This is a genomic window from Streptomyces sp. NPDC057743, assembly GCF_042798755.1.
In the GTDB taxonomy this organism is placed as follows: domain Bacteria; phylum Actinomycetota; class Actinomycetes; order Streptomycetales; family Streptomycetaceae; genus Streptomyces.
On record NZ_JBHVJX010000058.1, the window covers coordinates 22,665 to 29,104 of the forward strand.

8 protein-coding genes are annotated in these 6,440 nt (G+C 66.0%); 2 read left to right on the forward strand and 6 right to left on the reverse strand.

Annotated features, from left to right (window positions below):
* Positions 1-161 precede the first annotated feature (161 nt).
* From ACFVFQ_RS36155 to ACFVFQ_RS36175, 5 genes are all read right to left on the reverse strand, one after another.
* Positions 162-452, reverse strand: a complete 291-nt coding sequence (locus ACFVFQ_RS36155) for a hypothetical protein (protein ID WP_383424514.1) — start codon at positions 450-452, stop codon at positions 162-164.
* A 225-nt stretch (positions 453-677) separates the two neighbouring features.
* A complete protein-coding gene (locus ACFVFQ_RS36160) occupies positions 678-986 on the reverse strand; it encodes a hypothetical protein (protein WP_383424515.1) in 309 nt (102 codons plus the stop codon).
* Positions 986-1,222 carry a hypothetical protein gene (locus tag ACFVFQ_RS36165; RefSeq protein WP_383424517.1) on the reverse strand — a complete coding sequence of 79 codons (237 nt, stop codon included), beginning with the start codon at positions 1,220-1,222 and terminating at the stop codon, positions 986-988. Before ACFVFQ_RS36165 ends, ACFVFQ_RS36160 begins: the two co-directional genes overlap by 1 nt.
* Positions 1,223-1,424: 202 nt before the next feature.
* Positions 1,425-1,820, reverse strand: coding sequence for an ATP-binding protein (locus ACFVFQ_RS36170; RefSeq protein WP_383424519.1), 396 nt, complete (start codon positions 1,818-1,820; stop codon positions 1,425-1,427).
* A gap of 176 nt (positions 1,821-1,996) precedes the next feature.
* Entirely contained in the window at positions 1,997-3,196 is a 1,200-nt protein-coding gene (locus ACFVFQ_RS36175; protein WP_383424530.1) for a helix-turn-helix domain-containing protein, read from the reverse strand.
* A gap of 119 nt (positions 3,197-3,315) precedes the next feature.
* Here ACFVFQ_RS36175 and ACFVFQ_RS36180 point away from each other — a divergent pair, with 119 nt between their 5' ends.
* The gene (locus ACFVFQ_RS36180) at positions 3,316-3,813 is read left to right on the forward strand and encodes an NUDIX domain-containing protein (RefSeq protein ID WP_383424521.1); all 498 of its coding nucleotides are present in this window, start codon (positions 3,316-3,318) and stop codon (positions 3,811-3,813) included.
* Positions 3,814-4,022: 209 nt separating this feature from the next.
* Positions 4,023-4,316 carry a tectonin domain-containing protein gene (locus ACFVFQ_RS36185; RefSeq protein WP_383424523.1) on the forward strand — a complete coding sequence of 98 codons (294 nt, stop codon included), beginning with the start codon at positions 4,023-4,025 and terminating at the stop codon, positions 4,314-4,316.
* Between the two features lie 898 nt (positions 4,317-5,214).
* Here the strand turns inward: ACFVFQ_RS36185 and ACFVFQ_RS36190 are convergent.
* Positions 5,215-5,745, reverse strand: a complete 531-nt coding sequence (locus tag ACFVFQ_RS36190) for a hypothetical protein (RefSeq protein WP_383424525.1) — start codon at positions 5,743-5,745, stop codon at positions 5,215-5,217.
* Positions 5,746-6,440: the final 695 nt, after the last annotated feature.

The following is a 6,440-nucleotide window of genomic DNA, read 5'->3' on the forward strand; positions in this document are numbered from 1 at the left end:
ATCGGGCCATTGCGGGCAGGTCCAGAACCAGCCCGATCCGCGGCCAGCGTAAGGCCCCCTGTTCTCTCGCCCCGTGGCAGCTCCCGCCCAAAGTCCCCACGACCACCGGCGATTGCACAGCGCACCACCCAGGCACCACACGTCCCGACGCCGGCCACCCCTCAGCCCGCCCTACGACACTGCGCAGCAGCCGTTTGCGCCAGCTTGGCGATCTCGCGCGCGGTAGCCGCGGGCAGCTCCAGCCGGACCACACCCGAACCATTCGCGGTCGTGCCGGCCCGGAGCTTCACCCCCTCCAGGTCCACGCCGACCGCCGTCAGCACGTCGCCCAGCTCCCCCGCCACCCGCGCAGCGTCACGCCAGCCGGTCAGGTAGTCCACACCACGCACCCACAGCAGCGCGTCAGGATCGAGGCCCTCCACCTCGAAGCCATCTCCCCCGAAGTCGCACATATCGTCACGTCCCTTTCCTGGACCAGCGGTTGAGCAGCGCATTTATCTGAGCCCGCCGGATGAACCCACGACGACGGCCCCGGTACCATCGGCACCGGGGTTCGCGCTCGTGAGCCCCAGCCGGACCACCCCCGCCCGGCCAAGGATCGCGGGGTGGTCCGGTATGACGTCTTTGGTTGTTGTGCGCGAAGTGCGTGCCAGCCCCGAAAGGTTGGTGCGCTTCCGTCAGCGGCTCGTGGCAGCTTTCTGTTGCAATGCCCGCTTCAAGGTGACGGGCTTGATTCCGAACTTGTCCGCGATCTCGTCATGTGTCATGCCATCGGCACGCAGCCGCTCGAACTCCGCCACCGCCCTGCCCGACGCCGAGTCACGGCGCGCCGTGCCCCTCAACGGAACACGGTGACGCCCCAGCAAGCCGTAGAGCGCCCACGCCGAGATCCCGAACCGCTCCCGCAACCGCGCCACAGACAGACCTTCTGAGTACAGCGCGATGATCTCCTCCGCCTGCTCTTCGAACTTGTCAGCAGCAGCCATCACTGAGCCCCTTCTACGAGGGAGGCCCGGAAGAACGTCGTGACCGCGCACCGGAAGTCGGTGTGCCCCGTACGTTCTGCGTGCCGCAGGCACCACACGTCCGGCCCTTCGGCCGTGGCGGCCGCACCGGACTTGTCACCGCAGGTCATGCACTGCTGCCTGTAGATCGATCCACTGCCCGAGGCATCGATGTCCAGGCCCCAGTCTGCGACGTGCCAGGTCTCGGCGATCGCCATCACCGCCGCCCCCATCCACCTCGGCGTACGGCCAGCTCTTCCCCGGCGTCGATGCGGAGCGACGGCCCCTCCTTGAACGTCAGCACCGCCATAGGGCGCCCCGACGAACGAACGCCGGACCGGACTCCCTTGACCTCTCGCCATCGGCCGCCGACGCACACCACGTCGCCACATCGAACCTTCAACACCGACAATCGCGCCATCACGACTCACCTCCGTCGGGGGCCGCAACAACGGCCCACACCAACTTCCCGATGCCGCCATCCCGCACTTCCGTGCCCCAGCAAGCAGCCAGCGCGGCAACGATCGTCAGACCCCTGCCGCCGTCCGCGTCGATGTCGGGCACACGGGGCTGTGGCCAGCTCCGGGCGGAGTCATGCACCTCGATACGAACACCGCGTGGCTCCCGGGAATACCGCGTCTCGATCTCCCGGCCGCGGGAGGTCCGAGCGTGACGCACGGCATTGGTCAGCAGCTCGGACAGCACCAAGAGGGCATCGTCGGAGACCTCGGTGAGCCCCCATCGGCTCAGCACCTTGCGCAACTCGGAACGTGCCAGCGCGACGCAGCGCGGATGCCGAGCCCAGCGACTCACCACCGGCCGGCTCCCGACCCCGGTCGCGCTTCCTCGGGTGACCGTCGCCCTGCGATTCACCGTCGCCCACCGCCTTCCAGACGCCTACGGGACGTCGAACGGTGAAGAAGGTAGGGCCCCAAACACGAGCGGACCCGGAAGAAAATTCCGGGTCCGCAACTTCTTTTCTGGGCTGCGTGTTAGGCGATCGCCCCCAGGGCAACGGCGAGTTGCTGCGCGTCCCGACGATGCGTTCGCTTGTGCAGCCTACGCGCCAGGTCCCGGGCGAACTCGTGAGCCTTCATCTGCTCCGGCGCGGTCCTGTAGGCCCGCTTCAGATTGTCCACCGCGTCATCGGTCCGGCCCGTCTCCCCGTACGCCCGAGCAACGTCCAGCCGCAGCCGCGCCCGACGCTCCTTGGGAAGCCCGACCGCCCGCACCGTCGGCGCTATGTCGACAGCCCGCTGATAGTCCTCAAACTCAAGGGCGGTGGCAAGCCGATGGATTCCCACGTTCGCCGGGCCGAAGGCGGTCCACATCTCGTTGCCGTCGGCGCCCAGCCGCTCGGCCGCTTCGTCCGCCTTGCCGAGCATGTACGTGGTCATCTCACGGTTCCTCATCCGAGCGGCGGCGATGGAGCCGTTGAGGAACAGCGTCCCGTACAAGGAAAGCGCCACCGGGGAGGACGCCCACCAACCCCGCTCCAGGTCATCGGCACTGTCCAGAGTGCTGTTCACCGCTTCCGCCGCCATGTTGGCGCCGATCTGCACGTGAGCGATGCCCCGCCGCAAGGACAAGATGGCGGCCGCGTCGCCCGAAGCAATCGCCGCGATCTCGCCTTGGTCCGCGGCCGTCCACGCCAAGTTGGTCTCGCCCAACTTCCGCAGCAACGCCGCCGCCACATGGCATGACAGCGCGAACAGCCGCTGCGCCGCACGGCGTTCATCGCCCGACGCCTCGTTCATCGCGGACCGCGCGTCAGCCAGCAGGCGCGGCAGCCGGTCAGCCAGGGAGGCGAACTCCCCGGCCTGATACAGCTCCCACGCAGTCCCGAGCTCCACCTCCAGGAGTTCCAGCCTCAGAGGTTCCCTGCCGACGACCAGGGAGCCGGCCAGCCGCCGGGACTGCATGAGCGCGGCCCGGATGGCGGGCACACTGGCCGCGAACCCGTCGCTGTCCTCCAGCAGTACCGGCGTTCCTTGCAGGTCCTCAAGGTGCACCCGCAGCGCGTCGGCCAGGTCCGCCAGCATCTTGACGTTGTTCACGGGAATCCGGCCGGACTCGACCCGGTACACCCAGTCCTCGGATCGCCCCAGCAGCTCACCGAGTTGACGCTGCTGCATACCTCGGCGCTTGCGGTAGAACCTCACGCGCTTGCCGAACTCAAGATGGTCAGTCATGCCGCGCACGGCCACGCTCCCCTCGCTCTGCCCCACCGAGTGTCACACGACGTGCACAACGAATGACAGGGGTCGAGGCATCTCACGACCGCCAGGCGACGGCCGCTAGGGTCGGCGACATGGCCAAGAACGAGCACGAGCAGCGCATGTCAACTCCCCGGATGGCAGCGGGAGCGCTGTTCTTCGACGACCAGGACCAAGTCCTGTTGGTCAAGCCGTCCTACAAGCCGAAGTGGGAGATCCCGGGCGGATACATCGAACGTGGGGAATCGCCTCTGGCCGCGTGCCGACGCGAGGTCCAGGAGGAGCTTGGCATTACTCCCGGCATCGGATCACTGCTGGTCATTGACTGGGCCCCGAGCGAGGCCGAAGGCGACAAGGTCTTGTACGTCTTCGACGGCGGGCAGCTTCCCCCGGACGAACTGGCCGCGATCAAGCTCGCAGCCGACGAACTGCTAGCCGCCGAGTTCCACACCGTAAGCGACCTCGACAAGCTGCTGATCCCCCGACTCGCGCGCCGCGTAAAGGCAGCGATCGCCGCCCGAGCCCAGGCACACACCGCGTACCTGGAGCACGGCCAGCCACCGAATGGCGAGCAAGACGGGGAGACTCTGTAACAGGGCGGAAGCAACGATCCTGAAGCAAGGCCACCCGCCTTGAGGCTGTCAACCAGACGCCATTCCAACCTTCGTGTGGGTTACAGCGTTTCCGGTCTCCTAGTTTGCATGGCGGCGCCCCGCCTGCTCCACATTCACAAGGAGCGAAATTTATCAAACGGCGATTTTTGGATGATCTAAGAATTCAATCCATATACCCGGTCGTTTGGGTGACCCAGTCAGGCAGCAAGTTCCCTCTGCACCGTTCCAGGCGAAGGGACTCTGACATGGCTGACTGGCTGCAAGTCTCTGGTGGCCTCACAACGATCTCGGTGGGGTCCAGGACGCACGTGTGGGGGGTGAACTCCCTCGGTCAGATCTACCGGTACACCGGATACGACACCAACCCATGGATCGGCATCCCCGGCAAGGCCGTAGACATCGGCGTGGCCGCCGACGGCACCGTCTGGCACGTCAACGCCGACGGCGGCATCTACCGCTACACCGGAGACCAACCGAGCTGACCTCAGAGAGCAATCCCGAGAGGCCCCTGCTCGGAGCGCACGGGCCTCTCGCCCCAATCCGCCGGACGCAGCGCTGACGGACCGCTTCGGCGGCAAGCCAGGTGCCCGGGCGCCTCCTCACCCGAGACTCCTGGCAGAAGGCCGGTGATTAATTGACCTGCGCGACCGCACCGGTGCGGTGGTACTACACGGACCATAAGCCTCCGACACGCCACGGCCCCGTCATCGACGCCAGGTCAGACAGGGCCGCCAGCGTTGGCCTCCCTGGACCTTCTCCCAGGTAAGCGGCTACACCCGCAGAGTGAACGGAAAAGCCACCTGGGAGAACGCTCCCGAAGGGGCCGATGCCCAAGGGGATGCGGATGCCGAAGGGCGGCGGCAAGATGCGCTGACGCGCTGCCCCCGCACACACCTATACGTCTGCGCCTCGAGACCGATGGTCGGTCCCGGGGCGCAGACGTGTGTGTGAGGGGGCGTGCGGGTGGGAGGGTGCGGCAGGAAGGCTCTCCGCGACCTTCAGGGCCTCCATGCCCCGCTCCCCCACCGACCGGAAGCCACCCGGCGCTCAGCGCTTCCAGTGCCCGATAAGCCCCGTGGAGCCGTACTCGGCGTTCAACTCGGGCCACGCGGCGCCGTTTTGGGCCTTCTTCAGAAAAGCCTCAAGGATCGTTCGAGGCGCAAGCCCACCCCTCTGGCAAGGGACCGCCCCCGCGGGGAAATTTCTCCGAGGCCATCACCAGTCTCCCCTCAGACCCGCCCTGGCGGCCTTCTTGGCTGCGACGGCCACGAGCCGGCGGTACGAACAAGAACCAGGCGAAGCCCTGGAACCAGCAACTTTCCGAGAACCCTAAGGCAGTGAGAGCAGCACCAGTGGAATGAGGAAACTGCGACCGGAGTATTAGCCTCCTCGAAGTGCCTTGTGAGTGGCGTAAGCCTCGATGAAGTCCTGAATCGCCTGAAAGTCGTTCTTGAAAGACACGGCTTGCCATTTTCCCTTCCTACCGTCTCGATAGTCGAGGTCAAGCCATACGGACAGATTCACGGTAGTGCTATCAGAGAAGCTACTTGCGGTCACTCGCAGGGTTATTTTGGCCACATCGCAGAAATTGACAATCGCCAGCGACTTGCTTTCGCTCACGTATTCAATGGCGCCGTCAGGAGTGATGACCAGCAGAGGGTCCGGATCCTGCGATGTCCCATGAAAGAAGCCGGAAATTTTTCCTCGCTTCTTGGTGAAGACTCGCCAATTCTCCGGTATTGAACCCTGGCGCGCCTGATCGAGAATCGCCCGTGGATCGGCCATGTCGCCTCCGGTGTTCGCCACCGCCAGCCTGCGAGCGTTACTGAAGGGGCACTGAAGGACAAGAGAGCCTGAGTCGGTCGGGATGCTATCGCCGCATGCGAAGTGAACTGGCCCTTCAAGCAGCATGGTCCATCCCCTTGTGCGTGCACGCCACTCCAGAGCCCGTCCTACCGAGTCCGCACCGTCCCGCCACAGTGCGTCGACGAGCTTCCCGAGCTGCCGCAGGCTCAGCTCCACTCCTTGCACCTAGAGCACGGCCAGCCGCCGAAGGGCGGGTTCTCACACTGAAACCGATGACCTTTCGGGCACGCCTGAAGGCGATTGCATTTTCCTCAAATCCGCCTCGGTGGCGGGAGCGGTTGAGGCGGCACTTTCCGGACTCCACAAAGGACGGCCTCTCAACGCAAAAGACTGAAGGCCATCCGGATGAAGAGCTTCGCAGAGGCTATTCGGCCGCATCGAACCCGCTTTCACGCGACGGCGGAGGCAACGGCGGCGGAGGCGGAGGCCCCATTCGTGAGCGTCTTGAGTGACAGCAGCGCCGACCGGTGGGCGGGGCGGCGCTAGGCGTCGTCGGAGTCGCTGGCCCGGCCGTTGGGCGCGTGGACCAGACCCCTGCTGCCCGGACGGGGATCAGAGGCGAGCCACCCGGCCGCGGATCTGGACCGTGCCGCCTCGAACCGTGGCGCCTCGACGGGGAGCAGAGCGTATCTGGGCCGTGCTGCTTCGCTAGTGCTGTGACCGGAAACGATCACCGGGTTGGTGTCGACCGACCTTGCACCGGTTGGATGTGACGACACGTCCGATCGGTGCGGGGAGGG

Bases quoted from the DNA above. Each gene is read 5' to 3' on its own strand.
- ACFVFQ_RS36165 (WP_383424517.1), bottom strand. From the start codon at position 1,222: ATGGCGATCGCCGAGACCTGGCACGTCGCAGACTGGGGCCTGGACATC.
- ACFVFQ_RS36175 (WP_383424530.1), bottom strand. From the start codon at position 3,196: ATGACTGACCATCTTGAGTTCGGCAAGCGCGTGAGGTTCTACCGCAAG.
- ACFVFQ_RS36190 (WP_383424525.1), bottom strand. From the start codon at position 5,745: ATGCTGCTTGAAGGGCCAGTTCACTTCGCATGCGGCGATAGCATCCCG.
- ACFVFQ_RS36160 (WP_383424515.1), bottom strand. From the start codon at position 986: ATGGCTGCTGCTGACAAGTTCGAAGAGCAGGCGGAGGAGATCATCGCG.
- ACFVFQ_RS36180 (WP_383424521.1), top strand. From the start codon at position 3,316: ATGGCCAAGAACGAGCACGAGCAGCGCATGTCAACTCCCCGGATGGCA.
- ACFVFQ_RS36155 (WP_383424514.1), bottom strand. From the start codon at position 452: ATGTGCGACTTCGGGGGAGATGGCTTCGAGGTGGAGGGCCTCGATCCT.